Source organism: Duganella sp. CF517 (assembly GCF_900110275.1).
Taxonomy (GTDB): Bacteria; Pseudomonadota; Gammaproteobacteria; order Burkholderiales; family Burkholderiaceae_D; genus Rugamonas.
Window position 1 is genome coordinate 354,449 of the sequence record NZ_FODC01000004.1, and the last position, 18,580, is coordinate 373,028.

The 18,580-nt window shown below is 62.0% G+C and carries 17 protein-coding genes and 1 tRNA gene; 10 read left to right on the top strand and 8 right to left on the bottom strand.

The genetic code is table 11. From position 1 onward, the window contains the following. Window positions 1-139: 139 nt before the first annotated feature. Entirely contained in the window at window positions 140-1,759 is a 1,620-nt protein-coding gene (locus tag BMX85_RS17675; RefSeq protein ID WP_090321012.1) for an ATP-binding protein, read from the top strand. A gap of 73 nt (window positions 1,760-1,832) precedes the next feature. On the opposite strand, the gene BMX85_RS17680 is transcribed toward BMX85_RS17675, so the two are convergent. Next, window positions 1,833-1,917 (bottom strand) — tRNA-Leu (locus tag BMX85_RS17680). Window positions 1,918-2,261: 344 nt separating this feature from the next. Between BMX85_RS17680 and rnr the strand changes: the two genes are divergently transcribed. The 4 genes from rnr to BMX85_RS17700 all read left to right on the top strand — a co-directional run bounded on the left by rnr (window position 2,262) and on the right by BMX85_RS17700 (window position 7,105). Then, window positions 2,262-4,778: a ribonuclease R gene (gene rnr / locus BMX85_RS17685; RefSeq protein WP_090321014.1), complete on the top strand. Its 2,517-nt coding sequence runs from the start codon at window positions 2,262-2,264 to the stop codon at window positions 4,776-4,778. A 3-nt stretch (window positions 4,779-4,781) separates the two neighbouring features. Then, window positions 4,782-5,525, top strand: a complete 744-nt coding sequence (rlmB, locus tag BMX85_RS17690; RefSeq protein ID WP_090321017.1) for a 23S rRNA (guanosine(2251)-2'-O)-methyltransferase RlmB — start codon at window positions 4,782-4,784, stop codon at window positions 5,523-5,525. 147 nt (window positions 5,526-5,672) lie between these two features. Continuing rightward, on the top strand, window positions 5,673-6,419 hold the full coding sequence (gene cysE, locus BMX85_RS17695; RefSeq protein ID WP_090321020.1) for a serine O-acetyltransferase: 747 nt from the start codon (window positions 5,673-5,675) through the stop codon (window positions 6,417-6,419). Between the two features lie 11 nt (window positions 6,420-6,430). Next, window positions 6,431-7,105 carry a YceH family protein gene (locus BMX85_RS17700; protein WP_090322128.1) on the top strand — a complete coding sequence of 225 codons (675 nt, stop codon included), beginning with the start codon at window positions 6,431-6,433 and terminating at the stop codon, window positions 7,103-7,105. 225 nt (window positions 7,106-7,330) lie between these two features. On the opposite strand, the gene BMX85_RS17705 is transcribed toward BMX85_RS17700, so the two are convergent. The 4 genes from BMX85_RS17705 to BMX85_RS17720 all read right to left on the bottom strand — a co-directional run bounded on the left by BMX85_RS17705 (window position 7,331) and on the right by BMX85_RS17720 (window position 10,327). Then, window positions 7,331-8,284, bottom strand: a complete 954-nt coding sequence (locus BMX85_RS17705; protein ID WP_090321022.1) for a hypothetical protein — start codon at window positions 8,282-8,284, stop codon at window positions 7,331-7,333. Further along, window positions 8,281-9,138, bottom strand: coding sequence for an ABC transporter ATP-binding protein (locus tag BMX85_RS17710; RefSeq protein ID WP_090321024.1), 858 nt, complete (start codon window positions 9,136-9,138; stop codon window positions 8,281-8,283). Before BMX85_RS17710 ends, BMX85_RS17705 begins: the two co-directional genes overlap by 4 nt. After that, the gene (locus BMX85_RS17715; protein WP_090321027.1) at window positions 9,135-9,506 is read right to left on the bottom strand and encodes a GntR family transcriptional regulator; all 372 of its coding nucleotides are present in this window, start codon (window positions 9,504-9,506) and stop codon (window positions 9,135-9,137) included. The genes BMX85_RS17710 and BMX85_RS17715 overlap by 4 nt, the downstream gene beginning before the upstream one ends. A 110-nt stretch (window positions 9,507-9,616) precedes the next feature. After that, a complete protein-coding gene (locus BMX85_RS17720) occupies window positions 9,617-10,327 on the bottom strand; it encodes a DUF72 domain-containing protein (RefSeq protein ID WP_090321030.1) in 711 nt (236 codons plus the stop codon). A gap of 573 nt (window positions 10,328-10,900) precedes the next feature. On the opposite strand from BMX85_RS17720, the gene BMX85_RS17725 reads away from it, so the two are divergent. From BMX85_RS17725 to BMX85_RS17745, 5 genes are all read left to right on the top strand, one after another. Continuing rightward, complete coding sequence (locus tag BMX85_RS17725) at window positions 10,901-13,105, top strand: bifunctional SulP family inorganic anion transporter/carbonic anhydrase (RefSeq protein WP_218147368.1); 2,205 nt, start codon at window positions 10,901-10,903, stop codon at window positions 13,103-13,105. 56 nt (window positions 13,106-13,161) lie between these two features. After that, the gene (locus tag BMX85_RS17730) at window positions 13,162-13,734 is read left to right on the top strand and encodes a DUF1439 domain-containing protein (RefSeq protein WP_090321033.1); all 573 of its coding nucleotides are present in this window, start codon (window positions 13,162-13,164) and stop codon (window positions 13,732-13,734) included. Between the two features lie 53 nt (window positions 13,735-13,787). Then, window positions 13,788-14,975 (top strand): GAF domain-containing sensor histidine kinase, encoded by a 1,188-nt coding sequence (locus tag BMX85_RS17735; RefSeq protein ID WP_090321036.1) that lies wholly within the window; start codon window positions 13,788-13,790, stop codon window positions 14,973-14,975. A 102-nt stretch (window positions 14,976-15,077) separates the two neighbouring features. Continuing rightward, window positions 15,078-15,584 (top strand): DUF6622 family protein, encoded by a 507-nt coding sequence (locus tag BMX85_RS17740; protein ID WP_090321039.1) that lies wholly within the window; start codon window positions 15,078-15,080, stop codon window positions 15,582-15,584. Between the two features lie 92 nt (window positions 15,585-15,676). Then, complete coding sequence (locus tag BMX85_RS17745) at window positions 15,677-16,429, top strand: tetratricopeptide repeat protein (protein ID WP_090321043.1); 753 nt, start codon at window positions 15,677-15,679, stop codon at window positions 16,427-16,429. 16 nt (window positions 16,430-16,445) lie between these two features. Here the strand turns inward: BMX85_RS17745 and BMX85_RS17750 are convergent, their stop codons facing one another. From BMX85_RS17750 to BMX85_RS17760, 3 genes are all read right to left on the bottom strand, one after another. After that, on the bottom strand, window positions 16,446-17,222 hold the full coding sequence (locus BMX85_RS17750) for a UDP-2,3-diacylglucosamine diphosphatase (RefSeq protein ID WP_090321046.1): 777 nt from the start codon (window positions 17,220-17,222) through the stop codon (window positions 16,446-16,448). 40 nt (window positions 17,223-17,262) lie between these two features. Continuing rightward, the gene (locus tag BMX85_RS17755) at window positions 17,263-17,757 is read right to left on the bottom strand and encodes a peptidylprolyl isomerase (RefSeq protein WP_090321049.1); all 495 of its coding nucleotides are present in this window, start codon (window positions 17,755-17,757) and stop codon (window positions 17,263-17,265) included. Between the two features lie 61 nt (window positions 17,758-17,818). Beyond that, entirely contained in the window at window positions 17,819-18,457 is a 639-nt protein-coding gene (locus tag BMX85_RS17760; RefSeq protein WP_090321052.1) for a peptidylprolyl isomerase, read from the bottom strand. Window positions 18,458-18,580: the final 123 nt, after the last annotated feature.

Sequence of the window (18,580 nt, forward strand, 5' to 3'; positions counted from 1 at the left end):
AAGGGAGAAACCATTTTTTTGTGAAAGAAATTCGCGCGCCACACCGGGCGGGGTGGACGGGATTTCGCGCTTGCTTGTTGAGCCGCACTTTCGTAAGCTCCAGTTTGCTCACTCGGCATCCAAACATACGGAGACAGTCATGGAGATGTTGAACAACTGGTTTAACAGCCAGGGCTTCATGCCGCACGGCCACTGCTTTTTGTGGATACCGTCGATCCTGTGGACCAGCGTCATCGCCGACGCGCTGATCGCACTGGCCTATCTGACCATCCCGGTCACCCTGATCTACTTCATACGCCGCCGCCGCGACATGCCGTTCAACTGGATGTTCGTCGCCTTCGGCGTGTTCATCCTGGCCTGCGGCAGCACGCACCTGGCCGAGATCTGGGTGGTCTGGCGTCCCGACTATGTGCCGCTGGTGATCCTCAAGGCGATCACGGCGGTCGCTTCGGTGGTGACGGCGGTCGCGCTGGTGCGGCTGGTGCCGGTGGCGTTGCTGATACCCAGCCCGGCGCAACTGGCCGCCGTCAACGCCGAACTGCTGCAAGCGAACCAGGACTTGCGCGCGGCGATGGAGCGCGCCGAAGTGGCCAACCGCGCCAAGTCCGCCTTCCTGGCCGCGATGAGCCATGAGTTGCGCACGCCGCTCAACGCCATCCTCGGCTACACGCAAATCTTGAAGCGCGACAAGCAACTGTCGCCGTCGCAGCAAACCGGCCTCGGCACGATTCACCAGGGCGGCCACCACCTGCTGGCGCTGATCAACGACGTGCTGGACCTGTCGCGCGTGGAGGCGGGCAAGATGGAGTTCCATCCCAGGCCGGTGCGGCTTGGCGAGTTGCTGACGGTTGTCGCCGACATCATGCGCGTGCGCGCCGAGCAGCGGCACTTGCATTTCGAGCTGGAACTGGTCGGCGGCCTGCCGCTGGCGATCAGCGTCGACGAGACGCGGCTGCGGCAAGTGCTGTTGAACTTGCTTGGCAACGCCGTCAAATTCACCGATCGCGGCGCGGTGCGCCTGCGCGTGGCGCCCGCGCCGGCCGCGGCGGTCGAACGCTCGGGCGGTGTCGCCGCCGTGTCCGAGGCGACGGCCATGCTGCGCTTCGAGGTGCTGGACGAGGGCGTCGGCATCGACGCCGCCCAGCTGGAAAACATATTCAATCCGTTCGAACAGGTCGGCGAGGCCGCGCGCCGCGCCGGCGGAACCGGCCTGGGCCTGGCGATCAGCCGCCAGCTGGTGCGCCAGATGGGTGGCGATGTAAAAGTGGAGAGCGTGCCGGGACGCGGCAGCCGCTTCTGGTTCGACGTGCCGGTGCCCGTCGTCGACGCGCCCGGCGCCGCCGTCGGTGGCGATGCCATCCCGGGCGGCTATCTGGGCCCGCGCAAAACCTTGCTGGTGGTCGATGACGTCGCCACCAACCGCGCCTTGCTGCGCGATCTGCTCGGTCCGCTCGGCTTCCGCATGCTAGAGGCCGACAACGGCGCCACCGCGCTGCGCCAGGCCAGGCTCGAGCCGCCCGACATGGTGTTGATGGATATGGTGATGCCGGACATGGACGGCATCGAGACGACGCGCCGGCTGCGCGCCGAGCCCGGCACCGCCACAACGCCGGTGCTGATCATTTCGGCCAGTTCGACGCCGGAGGAGGGGCGGCGCGCGCTGGCCGCCGGCGCCGACGCCTTCCTCGGCAAGCCGGTCGACGAGCACGCCTTGCTCGGTGAAATCGGCGCGCGCCTGAACCTGCAGTGGACAACGTAGGGGGGGCGGCTGCGCAATGAAAAAAGCCCCCGGCGCGCCGTGAGGCTAGCCGGAGGCTTTTTGCGGAATTTTGTGGTGCCCACGGAGGGACTCGAACCCCCACACCTTGCGGCACATGGACCTGAACCATGCGCGTCTACCAATTCCGCCACGTGGGCACTGATACTGCTGAACAACAACTGCTATTATAGCGACAGGGTGAGTTTCGCGCCAGATGAACTTGCGTTCCATACTGCGCATCAACCCGGTCTAGCAGTTTCTCGGTTAAACTTTGTTTTTCAACATTGTCGCTGCGAGAGACCAAGATTATAGAGCAATCCTGCGCAATGTCAAACACCAAATTCGGAATCTGTCTGAAAAATCCTGCAGAGGGGCGGCAAATTAGGCTATCGCGGCGTTTCCAAGTACACTACGCCTGTCGTCGTGTCATATATATGCACCCGACGATTTTGCCAGGCCGGATTTCCTCTGAACACTGTCAATAACAACTACAGAAATACTTTTGAACCAAACTACCCACACCATTCCCAGCCGGGAGGAAATTCTCGGCATCTTCCGCAGCGCCAAGGCGCCGCTTGACCTGCTCGCAGTAGCGAAGTCGCTCAAAGTCGCCAACGACGCACAAGCCGTGCTCTCGCGCCGGCTCAACGCCATGCAGCGCGACGGCCAGATTGTCGCCGACGACACCGGCCACTTCTCGCTGGCGACCGAGACCGGCTTTGTCGCCGGCCGCGTCAGCAGCCACCGCGACGGCTTCGGTTTCGTCATCCCGGACGAGCCGGGCGAAGACCTGTTCCTGCCCGAGAAGGAAATGCAGAAAGTGCTGCACGGCGACCGCGTGCTGGCCAAGGTCATCGGCGTCGATCGCCGCGGCCGGCCGGAAGGCACCATCGTCGAAGTGGTCCAGCGCGCCAACACGCACGTCATCGGCCGCCTGCTCAACGAAAACGGCGCCTGGATCGTCGCGCCGGAAGACCAGCGCATCGCCCAGGACATCCTGATCGAAGGTTCGATCGGCAAGGCCAAATCGGGGCAGGTCGTCAGCGTCGAGCTGACCGAGCAGCCGATGCGCTTCAAGCAGCCGGTCGGCAAGATCGTTGAAGTGCTGGGCTCGCTTGACGATCCGGGCATGGAGATCGAAATCGCCGTGCGCAAGTTCGGCGTGCCGCACGTCTTCTCCGACGCCGCGCTCAAGCAAGCCAACAAGCTGCCCGACGTCGTGCGCGAGATCGACCTGGCCGACCGCGTCGACCTGCGCGATATTCCGCTGGTGACCATCGACGGCGAAGACGCGCGCGACTTCGACGACGCGGTCTACTGCGAGCCGGTCAAGATCGGCCGCGCCAACGCCTACCGCCTGATCGTCGCCATCGCCGACGTCAGCCACTATGTCAAGCCGAACGACGCGCTCGACACCGACGCGCTCGAACGCAGCACCTCGGTCTACTTCCCGCGCCGCGTGATTCCGATGCTGCCGGAAAAACTGTCGAACGGCCTGTGCTCGCTGAACCCGGCGGTCGACCGCCTGACCCTGGTGTGCGACGCCGTCATCACCGCCAAGGGCGAGATCAAGGCCTACCAGTTCTATCCGGCCGTGATCCACTCGGCCGCGCGCCTGACCTACACCGAAGTGGCCGACATCCTCGGCAACACCAAGGGACCGGAAGCGGCGCGCCGTCCGGGCATCGTGCCGCATCTGCTGAACCTGTACGACGTCTACCAGGCCTTGTTGAAGGCGCGCAGCGAACGCGGCGCGATCGACTTCGAGACCACCGAAACGTACATCGTCTGCAATCCGTCGGGCAAGATTGAAAAGATCATCCCGCGCACCCGCAACGAAGCGCACAAGCTGATCGAAGAGTGCATGTTGACCGCCAACGTCTGCGCGGCCGACCTGCTGATCCGCCACAAGCATCCCGGCACCTACCGCATCCACGCCAGCCCGACCGCCGAAAAGCTCAAGCAGGTGCGCACCTTCCTCAAGCAGGTGAACCTGAACCTGAACGGCGGCGACAAGCCGACCGCCGGCGATTACGCCGAGCTGATGCGCCAGGTCAAGGAGCGTCCGGACGCGTCGCTGCTGCAAACCATGCTGTTGCGCTCGATGCAGCAGGCGGTCTACTCGCCCGACAACATCGGCCACTTCGGCCTGGCGTACGAGGCGTATGCCCACTTCACCAGCCCGATCCGCCGCTATCCGGACTTGCTGACGCACCGCGCCATCAAGGCGATACTGCTCGGTAAAAAATACGAGCCGAAGATCCCGTCGACCAGCGTACTGAACACCAACGTCTCGAACGCCACGCGCAAGCAGCAGGCCAAGGACAAGGCCGACGGCAAAGAGAAAAAAGCCGCCGTCGACCTGACCGTGTGGGACGCGCTGGGCGTGCACTGCTCGGCCAACGAGCGCCGCGCCGACGAAGCGTCGCGCGACGTCGAAGCGTGGCTCAAGTGCTACTTCATGCAGGACAAGCTGGGCGAGGAATTCACCGGCATCATCACCGGCGTGACCAGCTTCGGCATCTTCGTCCAGCTGGACCAGTTGTTCGTCGAGGGCATGGTGCACATCACCGACCTCGGCACCGACTACTTCCAGTACGACGACGCCCGCCACGAACTGCGCGGCGACCGCACCGGCAAGCGTTTCCAGCTGACCGACAAGGTCGACGTGCAAGTGGTGCGCGTCGATCTGGAATCGCGCAAGATCGACCTGCGCCTGGCCGGCGTCGACGCGCCGCCGCCGCGTCCGGAAAAGTCGTCCAAGGACAAGGATCGCAAGGGCAACATCAAGCCGGGCCCGACGACGTCGCAGCGCCACGAGGTCAAGACCAGCGGGTCGAAGTCGGCGCCGTCCAAGCCGTCGCAATCGGCCCAGCCGTCGCCATCGTCGGCGTCGCAGCCGGCCGCCAAGCCGGCGTCGCGCTCGCGTGGCGGCCGCGGCAAAAACAATGCCGCGGCGGGTGCCGCGGTAGCACCCCGAGCAGCGCAGCCTGCCTCAAAAAGTAAGAAGAAGCGATAAATAATGAAGAACAAAATGATTTTTGGTTTCCATGCGGTGACCTCGCGTTTGCGTCATGAGGCCTCCTCCGTGGAAGAGATTTTCATCGACGCCACGCGCGACGACCGCCGCATGAAGGATCTGGTCGCCAACGCCAAGGCGGCCGGCGTGCGCGTCATGCCGGTCGACTCGGGCCGGCTCGACAAGATCGTCGGCACCCGCCGCCACCAGGGCGTGATCGCCTTCGCCTCGCAGCTGGCGCTGGCGCGCAACCTCGATGAACTGCTCGACGCCATCGAAGGCCCGCCGCTGCTGCTGGTCCTCGACGGCATCACCGATCCGCACAACCTGGGTGCCTGCCTGCGCGTGGCCGACGGCGTCGGCGCCCACGCGGTGATCGTGCCGAAGGACCGCGCCGTCGGCCTGAACGCCACGGCCGCCAAGGTCGCCAGCGGCGCGGCCGAAACCGTGCCCTACATCACCGTCACCAACCTGGCGCGCACCTTGCGCGACCTCAAGGACCGCGACATCTGGCTGATCGGCACCTCCGACGACGGCGAAAAAGGTTTGTACGAAGCCGACTTCACCGGCCCGACCGCGCTGGTCATGGGTTCGGAAGGCGAGGGCATGCGCCGCCTGACCCGCGAGACCTGCGACATGCTGGTCAGCATCCCGATGTTCGGTTCGGTCGAGAGCCTGAACGTCTCGGTCGCCTCCGGCGTCTGTCTGTACGAGGCGCGCCGCCAGCGCCTTGCCAGGGAAGCTTAAACAGCATCCCGGCAAAGCAGTTCCGGCGGCCCGCTTCGAGGGCCGCCGCTGTTTCCACCAGCTTCGTCCCCTCCAAGTCTGCCGCTTCTTAGCAACCTCCAACCGGATACGCTAACATGGGCGTTTCGGTTGTCATTCCGTACAGCTATGTTCAACCACCTGCGACAAGACATCAACAGCATCATCGAACGCGACCCCGCCGCCCGCAACACATGGGAGGTGCTCACGTGCTATCCCGGCCTGCAGGCGATCGTCATGCACCGCTGGGCCAGCTGGTGCTGGTGGCACGGCCTGAAGTGGCTCGGCCGTTTCATCTCCTACCTGGCGCGCATCATCACCGGCATTGAAATCCATCCGGGCGCCACTATCGGCCGGCGCGTCTTCATCGACCACGGCTTCGGCGTCGTCATCGGCGAAACGGCCGAAGTCGGCGACGACTGCACCATCTACCAGGGCGTGACCCTGGGCGGCACCTCGCTGCACGCCGGCAGCAAACGCCATCCGACACTGGCGCGCGGCGTCATCGTCGGCGCCGGCGCCAAGGTGCTGGGCGGCTTCACGGTGGGCGAGTACGCCAAGGTCGGCTCGAACGCCGTGCTGCTCAAGCCGGTGCCGGCGGGCGCCACGGCGGTCGGCAATCCGGCGCACATCGTGCAGAAGGAAGCGGCCGCGGCGGTCAGCGCCAGCGCGCACTTGTTCTCGGCCTACGGCGTCACGCCGAACGGCGACGATCCGCTATCGAAAGCGCTGCACGGACTGATCAACCACGCCGTCCAGCAGGAGCAGCAGATCGAGCGCATCCTGGCAGTGCTGAAGGGGGCGGGCTTGCCCTGTCAGGGAGTAGCCGAATGTGATAAATTGAATTCCGACCAATTAAACAAGCTCGTCGAATAAGGATCATGGACATGGAATCACCCGCAGGCGCAGAAGTACTGGACCCGTTTGAAATTCGCGTGCTGGCCGTGCTGGCCGAAAAGGAAGCGCTGACGCCGGACAACTACCCGCTGTCGCTGAACGCGCTGGTCAACGGCTGCAATCAGTTGTCGAGCCGCGACCCGGTGATGTCGATCTCGGAAGAAACGGTGGCCGACGTGTTGCAGCGGCTGATGCAGCGCAAGTACGTCAACGGCATCACGCAGGCGGGCGCGCGGGTGACCAAGTACGAGCACCGCATGCGCATCAAATGGTCGCTCGAGCAGGACAAGCTGGCGGTGCTGACGATCCTGATGCTGCGCGGCCTGCAAACGGCCGGCGAGATCCGCACCCGCACGGGCAGGTTGCACGACTTCAAATCGGTGGCCGACGTCGAAAACGCGCTGCAATTCCTGATCGACAAATATCCGCCGCTGGTCTCCAAGCTCGCCCTCGCGCCCGGCACCAAGGAACCGCGCTACGGCCAGTTGCTTGGTGGCGAAGACGCGCTGGCGCGTGAAGAAACGGCGGCCGGGCTGGGCGGCTCGGTCAGCTCGGCCTCGTCGGGCGGCCGGGTCGCCGCGCTGGAGCAGGAAGTACAGCAACTGCGGCGCGACTTCGAAGACCTCAGCGCCCAATTCGCCGAGTTCCGCAAGCAGTTCGAGTAACACCAACCCCGGGGTCAAGTCTGTCTTTCGGACACGGCCTGATCCGTCGACATTATTTTGGCGAGATCAATGAACGCCGGGGTCAAGTCTGTCTTTCGGACACGGCCTGATCCGTCGACATTATTTTGTCGAGATCAACGCCTCGTCGGGGCGGGTTGCCGGTCGGGAAGGCGCAGGACTTGCCGCCTCCATATACTTTCAGCGGCAACGGTTGGCCGCCCCGTATCAGCCTTCCTCGCGGCGGCGGCGCATCCAGATGGCCACCGCGATCATGGCAACTCCGGCGGCCACGCCGATCCACACGTTGGCATTGCCCAAGGTCGCCCACGATTCGCTGAAAATCGTTTGCGGCACCGGCAACCGGCGCGGCGCGTGATCCATCGCGATGTGGGCCTCATCGAACAGCAGCCAGGCGCCCGGCACCACGCTGAGCAACAACCGGCTGACGATATTGCTGACGAACCAGGCCGAGTTGATGCCGATGTGCATGGCCTTCTCGGCCCACAGCAACAGCAGCGCCGTCACCAGCGGCGTGCCGACCGCCCACAGGAACACCTTGGAGCGCGCCATGCTCGACACCATCAGCAACCAGCCCACGGTCGGCAGCGCCCACATCACATACAAAGGGAGCAGGCCAAGCATGCGCAGCGGCGTCAGGTACAGATCCGGCGTGAGGAACAGTTCGCCGAACACATTGGTGCCGTGCGTCAGCAGCAGGACGGCGCCGATCAACAGGATCAGCAGCGACAGCACGAAACCGATGCCCAGTGTGATCAGCGGCGCCACGACGGCGGCGAGCAAGACCTTCGACAGCACCGTCATCGAGTCCGACACCGGCAGCGATTTCCAGAACAGCAGGCTGCGGTCGCGCCGTTCGTCGTGCAGCGCGCCGAGGCAGTAGAAGAACACCAGCACGCCAAGCACAAGCAGCACCGGCGCGGCCGAGGCCATATACGCCTGCGCCATCGTTTCGACGACTTGCGTGCGCACCTTGCCCTCCAGCGTGACGGACATCATTTGCGATGGCGAACCGTCGCCGTTGATGCTGATGTTTTTGTCGAACGTGGCGGCGACCAGCGCCAATACCGCGATCAGCGCGGCGATCACCGTCGGCGCCCACACCAGCATGCCCTTGTGTTCCCACATCTCGCGCTTGATCAGCCATTTCATGGTTTTCATGCGTAGGTTCCTTTCATGGTGGCGACAAACAGATCGGCGACGCTGGGCGTGCGCAGCTCGCCGAAGTTCGCCAGTTGCTCGCGCGATACCCCGTCGAACAGCATGATCGATTTGCCGAACACGGTACGCTGGGTCATCGGCCGCAGCGCGTTGGCGGCGGCGATGAACGGTCCCTCGACCATCACCTCGGTGAAGCGCTCGCCGACTTCGTCCATCGTCGCCGCCAGCGAGATCTTGCCGTCCTGGATGAACATCAGGTCGGTCAGGATGTGCTCGACCTCTTCGATCTGGTGCGTTGTGATGACGATGGTTTTGTTCTCGTCGAAATAGTCCTCCAGCAAATTCTGGTAGAACTGCTTGCGGTACAGGATATCCAGGCCCAGCGTCGGCTCGTCGAGCACCAGCAGCTTGGCGTCGATCGCCATGACCAGCGCCAGGTGCAGTTGCACCACCATGCCCTTGGACATGGCCTTGACCTTCATCTGCGGATTCAACTTGGTGATGGCCAGATACTTCTCCGCCTTGCTGCGGTCGAAGCGCGGATGCACGCCTTCGACGAAATCGATCGCATCCCCAACCTTGAGCCACTTCGGCAGGATGGCGACGTCGGCGATGAAGCACACCTCGTTCATCAGCGCGTCGCGCTGGGTGCGCGGGTCCAGGCCCAGCACCGACAGCTCGCCGTCGAACTGGGTCAATCCCAGCAGCGCTTTGAGCGTGGTGGTCTTGCCCGACCCGTTGGGGCCGATCAAGCCGACGATGCGGCCTGACTCGACCGTGAAACTGACGCCGTCCAGCGCGGCCTGCTTGCCGTATTTCTTGCTGAGATTGGTCGCGGTGATAATGGCGCTCATGCCGCACCTCCGGGCGTTGCCGCCTTCAGCAGCGATTCCGGCTCGAGGCCGAGCCGGCGGATCCGTTCCAGCATGGCCGGCCATTCCTCGCGCAGGAAGCGCTCGCGTTCGCTGGCCAACAGTTTTTCGTGGGCGCCATCAGTAACGTACATACCTAATCCCCTTCTTTTTTCGACCAAGGTATCGTCCACGAGCTCTTGATAGGCCCGTGATACGGTAATCGGATTGAGTTGATAATCGGCGGCAACTTGCCGGACCGAGGGCAGGGCGTCGCCCGGCTTGAGGACGCCATCGAGCATCATGCCGATGACCTTGTCCTTCAGTTGCCGGTAGATCGGCGCGTTGTCATTCCAGCCTATCGTGGACATACATGTGGTCCCCTTGATGTGTGTTAATGAAGTGGTGTTGTAGTGAACTATAACAGTGATGCTGCAAAAAGCAAGCGGAAACAGCGAGCCGGCTGCTCGCGGCCGCGCGCCTAGCCGAGTTTGGCGATCAATTCGAGCGCGTTGGGCAGCGCCGCACCGGACGCGGTGTTGTCGAAGATGCACCACCCCGGATGTTTTTTGAGATAGTCGGCCACCTGATCCAGATAATTTTGTTGATACGGCGAATAATAAATGCGGGGACTGCCATGCAAACGCGCGTAAACCATGTCCGTGGTCGGCACGAAAACGCCGGCCTGGCCCGCCGGCGGGTCGGCGATGACGCGCGTGACGCGATGACGTTTCATCAACGCGGTCGCGTCGTCGCCGAACCAACTTCCATGGCGCGCTTCGCAGGCGAAGGCGCAGGTGAAGTTTCCGTGCAGGCGCTCGAAAAAGCCGTCGGCAACGTCCGGATCGAACACCAGACTCGGCGGCAACTGCACCAGGATGCAGCCGAGTTTGTCGCCGAGCGTGCCGGCCTCCTCCGCAAACCTTGCCAATAGATCATCAACGTCCGCCAACTTTTGATAATGGCTGATGCTTCTCGGTAACTTAACCGAAAACCGGAACGTCTCCGGCACGCTGTCGGCCCAGCGCGCGTAAGTCGAGTGCTGGTGCGGCTTGTAGAAGGATGAGTTGATTTCCGCCGCGTTCAGGACGGTGGCGTAACGCTGCAAATGACTGCCTTCGCCAGGAAAGCGCGCCGCCGATTCCCGGTCGATACTCCAGCCGGCGCACCCAATACGTATATTTGAAATCATTATTATCAATCCTGTTCAAAAAAGACCACTCCGGTCCATCGTAAAGCCAGGCTGAAATCGGCAGCGCCCAATTCAGCGGACCGGCCGGGACGCCGAAGCGATCATCTTTTTGATTATTAGGGCCGGCTAGCAATCGCGTACTTTCCGAATATATCCGGTATATGAATTGTATATTATTCGGACCACATAAGTAGAATACCGGACTTGACATATTAAACGGCACCAAATTGGTGCGCGAAATTGAATGTCATTAGGAAAGGATTGTTTAAAATATGAATTATCGAACAATGTTGCCATCGCCGAAAAGTCCGTGCTATATTGTTTTCACCGCCGAAGCCTTTGGTTGTCCTCATTCGCGCTGTTATCAATCACGATAGCGGTGGCGATGAGATAGTCCAATTTTCCATACGCCTGCGCAGGCGTCCGGGTTAATTGGCAGTGCTGCCCTCGATAACCTCGTGTTTAAATCTCTTCCAATTCGATGTCATCTTGATCATCGGTGGATGATGGCTGGCGCCTGTCTGACTAATCATAGTCATCCGTTTAAATCATTCATCAGCATGGATATTGATTATGAATAAACTCAAGTACGATATACCGGCCGCTATCGTGGTCTTCCTGGTGGCGCTACCCCTTTGTCTGGGCATCGCGCTGGCGTCGGGGGCGCCGCTGTTCTCGGGCATCATCTCCGGCATCATCGGCGGCATCGTCGTCGGGATGATCAGCGGCTCGCAGACCAGTGTCAGCGGGCCGGCCGCCGGGCTGGCCGCCGTGGTGCTGGCGTCGATCACCAAGCTCGGAACCTTCGAGATCCTGCTGGTGGCGATATTGATCGCCGGGGTATTGCAGCTGGCAATGGGCCTATTCCGGGCCGGCTTCATCGCTAATTATATTCCCTCGAATGTGATTAAAGGACTGCTCGCGGCGATCGGTATCCTGTTGATACTGAAACAGATCCCGCACGCCATCGGGTACGACAAGACTGATGTCGATAATTTCTCGTTCACGCAGGGGAACGGTGAGAATACATTCTCGGCCATTCTCAACGCGTTGAGTGTCATCACACCCGGCGCGCTGATTATTTCCCTGCTGTCGATTTTGATTCTGGTTTATTGGGATAAAACCCCGTTCAAGCGATTCAAGCTGTTGCCGGCGCCGCTGTTTGTGGTGGCGTTGGCTATTCTGTTGAATATCCTTTTCAATAAGTACGTTCCAGCGCTCGGCATAGAACAAACGCATCTGGTGGATATTCCACCGATCGACACCGATAATCTCGGCGCCTATCTGCATTTACCAGACGTTATCCATTTCGGCAACCGCGACGTCTGGTTCGTCGGGATTACCATTGCCATCGTCGCTTCGCTGGAAACGCTGCTGAATGTCGAAGCGGTGGACAAGCTCGATCCCCACAAGCGTGAAACGCCGCCAAATCGCGAACTGGTGGCACAGGGCGTGGGCAATATCTTCGCCGGCCTGCTGGGCGGCTTGCCGGTGACGTCGGTGATCGTGCGGAGCTCGGTCAACGTTCAGTCCGGAAATAAAACCAAGGCGTCCGCCGTATTGCACGGCGTATTCATGCTGGTCAGCGTTGCATTGTTGAGTCCGTTATTGAATCTCATTCCGCTGTCCGCGCTCGCCGCCATCCTGATCACCACCGGCTATAAATTGGCCAAGGTATCGTTGTTCCGCGACATGTATCAAAAAGGCTGGTCGCAGTTCGTTCCCTTTGTTATTACCGTGCTGGCAATTGTTTTCACCGATTTGTTGATGGGCGTGCTGATCGGCCTGGCGGCGGGCGTGTTTTATCTGATGCGCAGCAATTTCCGCAATCCTTACTCCATGGAGCAATATCGCCTGCACATCGGCGAAGTGGTGAAGATGGAATTGCCCAACCAGGTCTCGTTCCTGAACAAGGCCACGATCAAAACCGCGCTGTGGGAAATTCCGCACGGCTCGAAAGTGTTGATCAATGCCGGCAATGCCGATTTTATCGATCATGACGTTTTGGAAACTATCCAGGACTACCGCGTCGTCGCCGCCGAACGCGACGTCCAGCTCAATATCATCGGCCTGCGCGACAAATACGCGCTGAACGACCCGATCCAGTTCGTGCCCGTGCTGGACCAGGAAACCCAGAAAAAGCTGCGTCCGGATGAAGTGCTGCAGTTGCTGCGTGATGGCAACGAGCGCTTCAAGGCCGGCCGCTGCTTCGAAAAATACTACTTGCATCAGGCCGATGCGACCGCTTCCGGCCAGCACCCGATGGCGGTGGTGGTCAATTGCATCGATTCCCGGACGTCGCCGGAGATCATTTTCGATGCGGGCCTGGGCGATTTGCTGACCATCCGTATCGCCGGCAACGTGATCAGCCAGGAAATCATCGGCAGCCTGGAGATCGCGCACAAGCTGGGCGCCAAGCTGATCGTCGTCAAGGGCCACTCGTCATGCGGCGCCATCGGCCTGGCGATGGCGAACGAGCATGCGCACAGCATCGGCGCGATCACCGGCAAGATCCAGATGGCGATACACCAGTGCTCGGGTCACGGCGTGGCCGGCAGCAAGGAGCTGCGCGATCGGATCGCCCGCCAGAACATCGAGAACTCGCTGTCCGCGGTGATCAACGGCAGCCAACACCTGCGCGACTGCATCCAGCGCGGCGACATGGGCCTGGTCGGCGCGTATCACGATATCGCGGCCAGAACGGTGCAGTTCGGCGAGCTGGTCACCGGCGACAAGGTGCAGCGCTACCGCGCGTCCGATAGCGATCTCGCCGCCTGACCCGGGACGCCGCAGGTCGGTCATAATGTCGACGAGCCCATCTCGAAAAGGACAATATGACCGACCTTAAACGCTCCCTCAAGTTTGCCTTCCCGCTGCTGGCGGCCGCGTTGCTGCTGGCCGCCTGCGCCTCCCTGATCGGCCCGCGCGAGGTCGATCTGCCCCAGGAACGCCTGCAACACAATCTCGACCGGAAATTCCCCATGCGCCAGCGCGTGCTGGGCGTGTTCGAAGTCGAGCTGAGCCATCCTCAACTGGCCATTCTGGCCGAGAACAACCGCATCGCCTTGAACGTCGACGTGAACGTGACGCCGCTGCTGGCGCGCCAGGCCTGGCGCGGCAACATGACCGTGTCCGGCCGGCTCAATGTCGACAGCATGAACAACACCGTCTACCTCAGCGAGGCCCACGTCGATCGCTTCGCCATGGACAACATGGACGCGGGCAAGCAGACGCAGCTCGCCAGCGTCGCGAACTTGTTGGGCGACAATATCGTCAAGGATATCGCTGTGCATACCTTCGACCCGAAAGAGTTGCGCTATGCGGGCGTGCAATTCGTCTTGACCGGCATCGGCACGCGTCCCGGCGGCCTGGTCGCGAGTCTGCGGCCGGCGGAGCAATCGCGCTAGCATCGCGCTGCTTAGCGGGTAAGATGTCACCTCACTCGTCAAGGACATCCTGCATGCAAGCAAAGATCGCCGCCGATATCGCCGTCATCCAGTCAATGGCCGTCGTGCCGACGATACTCGAGACCGTCGCGGCGCTGACCGGTCTGCGGTTTGTCTGCGTGGCGCGGGTGACCGCCGATTCCTGGACCACGTGCGCGGTGCTGGACAAGCTCAACTTCGGTTTGAACGTGGGCGACGGACTCGACGTCACCACCACCATTTGCGAGGCGGTGCGCGACACCCGCCACCCGGTCGTCATCGACCACGTGGCGCAGGACGAGCGCTACCGCGACCATCACACGCCGCGCCTGTACGGCTTCCAGAGTTATTTTTCGATCCCGCTGTTCCGCCGGGACGGCGATTATTTCGGCACCTTGTGCGGGCTCGACCCGGTTCCCAACGAGTTGTCGACGCCCAAGGTGAGCCAGACGCTCGCGTTGTTCGCCCAGCTGATTTCCGCCCAGCTCGAAAACGAACGCGAGCTGGCCGAAACGCGCACCGCGCTGCTGAACGAGCAGGCCAGTGCCGAGCTGCGCGAGCAGTTCATCGCCGTGCTGGGCCACGATTTGCGCACGCCGCTCAGTTCCATCGTCACCGGCGCCGATGTGCTGGGCATGCTCGACATGCCGCCGCAGGTCGTCAAGGTGGTCGAACGCATCCGCCGCAGCGCCATGCGGATCGCCGGCCTGGTCGATGATGTGGTCGACTTCACGCGCGGGCGCATGGGCGGCGGCATCGCGATCGAGCTGAAGCTGGAGGGCAATCTGAAAGCGGCCTTCGAGCAAGTCATCGCCGAGTTGCGCGGCGCCCATCCGGGAACCGAGATCATCGCCGACATGTCGCTGGGCGGCCCGTTGATGGTCGATGCCGGGCGCATGGCGCAGTTGCTGTCGAACCTGCTCAAGAACGCGCTGGTGCATGGCGACGCCAGGCGTCCGGTGCGCGTGCACGTCACGCAGCAGGGCGGGGCGCTGGAAATCATCGTCGCCAACGAAGGCCCCGCGATTCCCGAGGAAACGCTCAGCCAGCTGTTCAAGCCGTTCTGGCGCGGCAAGCCGGTCTACGGTCAAAAAGGCCTGGGCCTGGGCTTGTTCATCGTGTCGGAGATCGCGCAGTCGCATCATGGCGAACTGGATGTGATCTCCACCGACGACGCCACCTCGTTTATTTTTCGCATGAACGAACCAGTTCACGCCGGCTGACGGCATTTCGCGCCGCCGTTCGGCGTTTCGTCGCATCGCGCGTTTCCGGCCCGTGGCCGCAGGCATAGTGGTGACAACTTAACCAGCCCTGCGGAGCCCGCCATGATTCAGCAAATTATTTCCCACACGCCAACCTATGTCTGGGCCTTGCTGGCCTTCCTCGTTTATCGCGGCGTGCTGGCCGCCAAGGACCGGCAAGTACCGCTGTCCAAGATGTTCATCATTCCGGTCGCCATGCTGGTGATGTCGCTTGCCGGCATCAACGGCCACGGCCCGCTGGGCGCCGGCGTCTGGGCGGTGTGGCTGAGCGGCATGCTGGCCACCGTCGCCATCATCTGGACCACGGGTAAGGGCGGCATCGCCGTCGATCGCGCCACCGGCACCGTGCTGCAGCGCGGCAGCTGGACGCCGTTGGCGCTGATGGTCGCCATCTTTGTCACCAAGTACACGGTCGCGGTGCTGTCGGCGATGCATCCCGAGTTGCAGCGGCAGATGCTGTTCGTGGTTGCCGTGAGCGGCTTGTTCGGGGTGTTCAACGGGGTCTTCATCGGCCGCCTGCTGCGCTGCGTGGCAGCGTATGCGCGCCAGCCGGCGGCGGCACTGGCTTAGTTTAGCGAAGCCTTAAACGGAGCGGCCTTCCTTGTGGTCGATGGCAAGAGCTTTTACAATGGGCCGCATCGATGACATTGTTGGGGCGGTTTATGTATATATTCGGGATCGGCATCCACGTGCTGGTGGCGATTTTCTTCGCCATCCACGTGGTCCGCAGCGGTCAGCAGATGTATTGGCTGATGATATTGTTCATGTTTCCCGGTATCGGCAGCGTCGTGTATTTCGTCGCCATCTATTTGCCGAACTCGAAGCTGCAACACGGCGCGCGCAAGGTGGTGACGGTGGCGGCCAAGACGCTCGATCCGGGCCGCGAGCTGCGCGAGGCGCGGCAAGCCTACGAGTACACGCCGACCGCGCAGAACCAGATGCGCCTGGCAAGTGCGTTGCTGGAGGCGGGCGACGCGGACGAGGCGGCGGCGACCTACGAGGCGTGCTTGCAGGGACCGTTTTCGGGCGATCTGGAAATTCGGTTCGGCGCCGCGCGCGCGACGTTGGCGTGCGGCAGGGCGGACGCGGCGGTGACGCATCTGCAAACCATCCGCGCCGCCAATGGCAATTTCCGGCCGGAGCAGGTGTCGTTGTTGCTGGCGCAGTCGCTGGCGGCGGCGGGGCGCCAGGACGAGGCGCGGGCGGAGTTCGATTACGCGCTGAGCCATCACAATAGTTTCACCACGCAGGCGGAGTGCGCGATCTGGGCGGCCGGCGTGGGGGATGCGGCCAAGGCCAATCAGCTCGATCAGGAATTGCAGCGCACGATACAGCGCTGGACCAGCCATACGCGGGAGTTGAACCAGCCGTTGATAAAACGCTTGAATGCCGCGCTGGCGGCGGTGCGCCGTTGATCCCTGCGACGGCGCCTTACAGGACGGCGCCGTTCAGGTCGTGGCGGGTGATGGCGCCGTTGGCGTCGATCGCGATCCAGCCGCCGCGCGGCGGCGTCGCGTCCGGTTCCCAGTCTGGCAGCACGTAGCGGCGCGTGGCGCCGACCTGGTGCAGGGCGGGGCGGTGCGTGTGACCGTGGATCATCACTTCCGTGCCCGTTTGCGTGAACACGTCGCCGATCGCCTGCGGCGTCACGTCCATGATTTCGTACGATTTGGCGCCTTGCTCGCTGCGGCTGCTTTCCCGCATGCCGGCGATGATGGCCTTGCGCTGCGCCAGCGGCATCGCCATGAATTGCGCTTGATAGGCCGGCTGCCGCACCATCGCCCGGAATTCCATGTACTTCACATCCTCGGTGCACTGGGCGTCGCCATGCAACAAGACCAGGCGCTGGCCGCCGATCTCGGTCACATAGGTTTCCGGCAGCAAGGTCAAGCCGGCCGCCTCGGCGAAACCGGCGTTGACCAGGAAATCGCGGTTGCCGCCTATCCAGTAGACGCGCGTGCCGCCATCGCTCACTTTGCGCAGCGCGGCGACGACTTGCGCGTGGAAGGGATCGCCGATGTCGTCGTCGCCGGCCCAGAATTCGAACAGGTCGCCGAGCAGGTACAACTGTTGCGCGCGCCGCGCATGCCGCTCCAGGAAGTCGAAAAACGCTGCACTGGTGGCGGGATGCGCGGGCTGCAAATGCAGATCGGAGATAAACAGCGCGAGAACGTCGTTCACGCGCTCGCCGGTCTGGGGTTGGCTCATTGAGTCTCGCTTACCTGGTGTTCTTACTGGGTAACTGCAATCAAGCGGCCAGCTCGATGCTTTCGATGATGACGTCTTCCGCCGGCACGTCGGCGAACATGCCGCTGCGGGTGGTCTTGACTTTCTTGATGGCGTCGACGACTTCGGTGCCTTCGGTGACTTTACCGAACACGGCGTAGCCCCAGCCGTCCTGGCCTGGATAGTCGAGGAAGGAATTGCCCTTGACGTTGATGAAGAACTGCGCCGACGCCGAATGCGGCGCCGAGGTGCGGGCCATGGCCAGCGTGTACGGCTCGTTTTTCAGGCCGTTCTTGCCTTCGTTTTCCACGGTGGCGTCGGCCGGCTTTTGCTTCATGCCCGGCTCGAAACCGCCGCCCTGGATCATGAAACCGTCGATCACGCGGTGGAAGATGGTGTTGTTGTAGTGGCCGGCGTTCATGTAGGCCAGGAAGTTTTCCACGGATTTCGGGGCTTTTTCGTCGTTCAGTTCGACGGTCATTTTGCCCATGTTGGTGGTGATGATTACGTTGGTCATGTTGTTATCCTGTGTGGTGACGGGTAATAAGTAAGGTGTTTTGATGCCGCAGGCCGCTATTTTACAGTTTTGGCTGGATCGGGGTCTTCAAAATCGTCGCGGACTTCACGACCACCGGAATCACCGGGATGTTCTGGAAGATACCCTTGTCGTCGACCAGCACGCCCTTGATCTTGTCGACCACTTCCTGGCCCTGGATCACCTTGCCGAACACCGTGTAGCCGAAGCCGTCGCGGCCCGGATAGTTCAGCGCCTCGTTGTCGGCGACGTTGATGAAGAATTGCGAGGTGGCCGAGTTCGGGTCGCCGGTGCGCGCCATCGCCAGCGAATAGGTGACATTGGTCAAGCCGTTTTGCGACTCGATCGGCACCGGCTTGTTGGTCGGCTTTTGCTTCAGTTTTTCGTCGAAGCCGCCACCCTGGATCATGAAGCCGTCGATCACGCGGTGGAAGATGGTGCCTTTATAAAAGCCCGATTTGACGTAGCCGAGGAAATTTTCCACCGATTTCGGCGCTTTTTCGCGGTCGAGTTCGACCACGATATCGCCCATCGTTGTCTTGATCTCGACCTGCGGCGTGGCGCTCGCGGCCGTCGAGTTGGCCTGCGCGGCGGGCGTGGCCGCCAGCGCCGCGCCGGACAACGCAACCCCCGCGAACATGGTCATCAGTTTGCCGAACAGCGATGTCTTTGATGTGTACATTCTTGCTTCCCCATATAGATTTTGTTGGTGACGATCGGCCCGACGAGCCAAAATCCTCAGTCATATCGGGCCAATACGATTTTTATCAATGCTATACTTCTCCAATACATTCCATTCTACCCG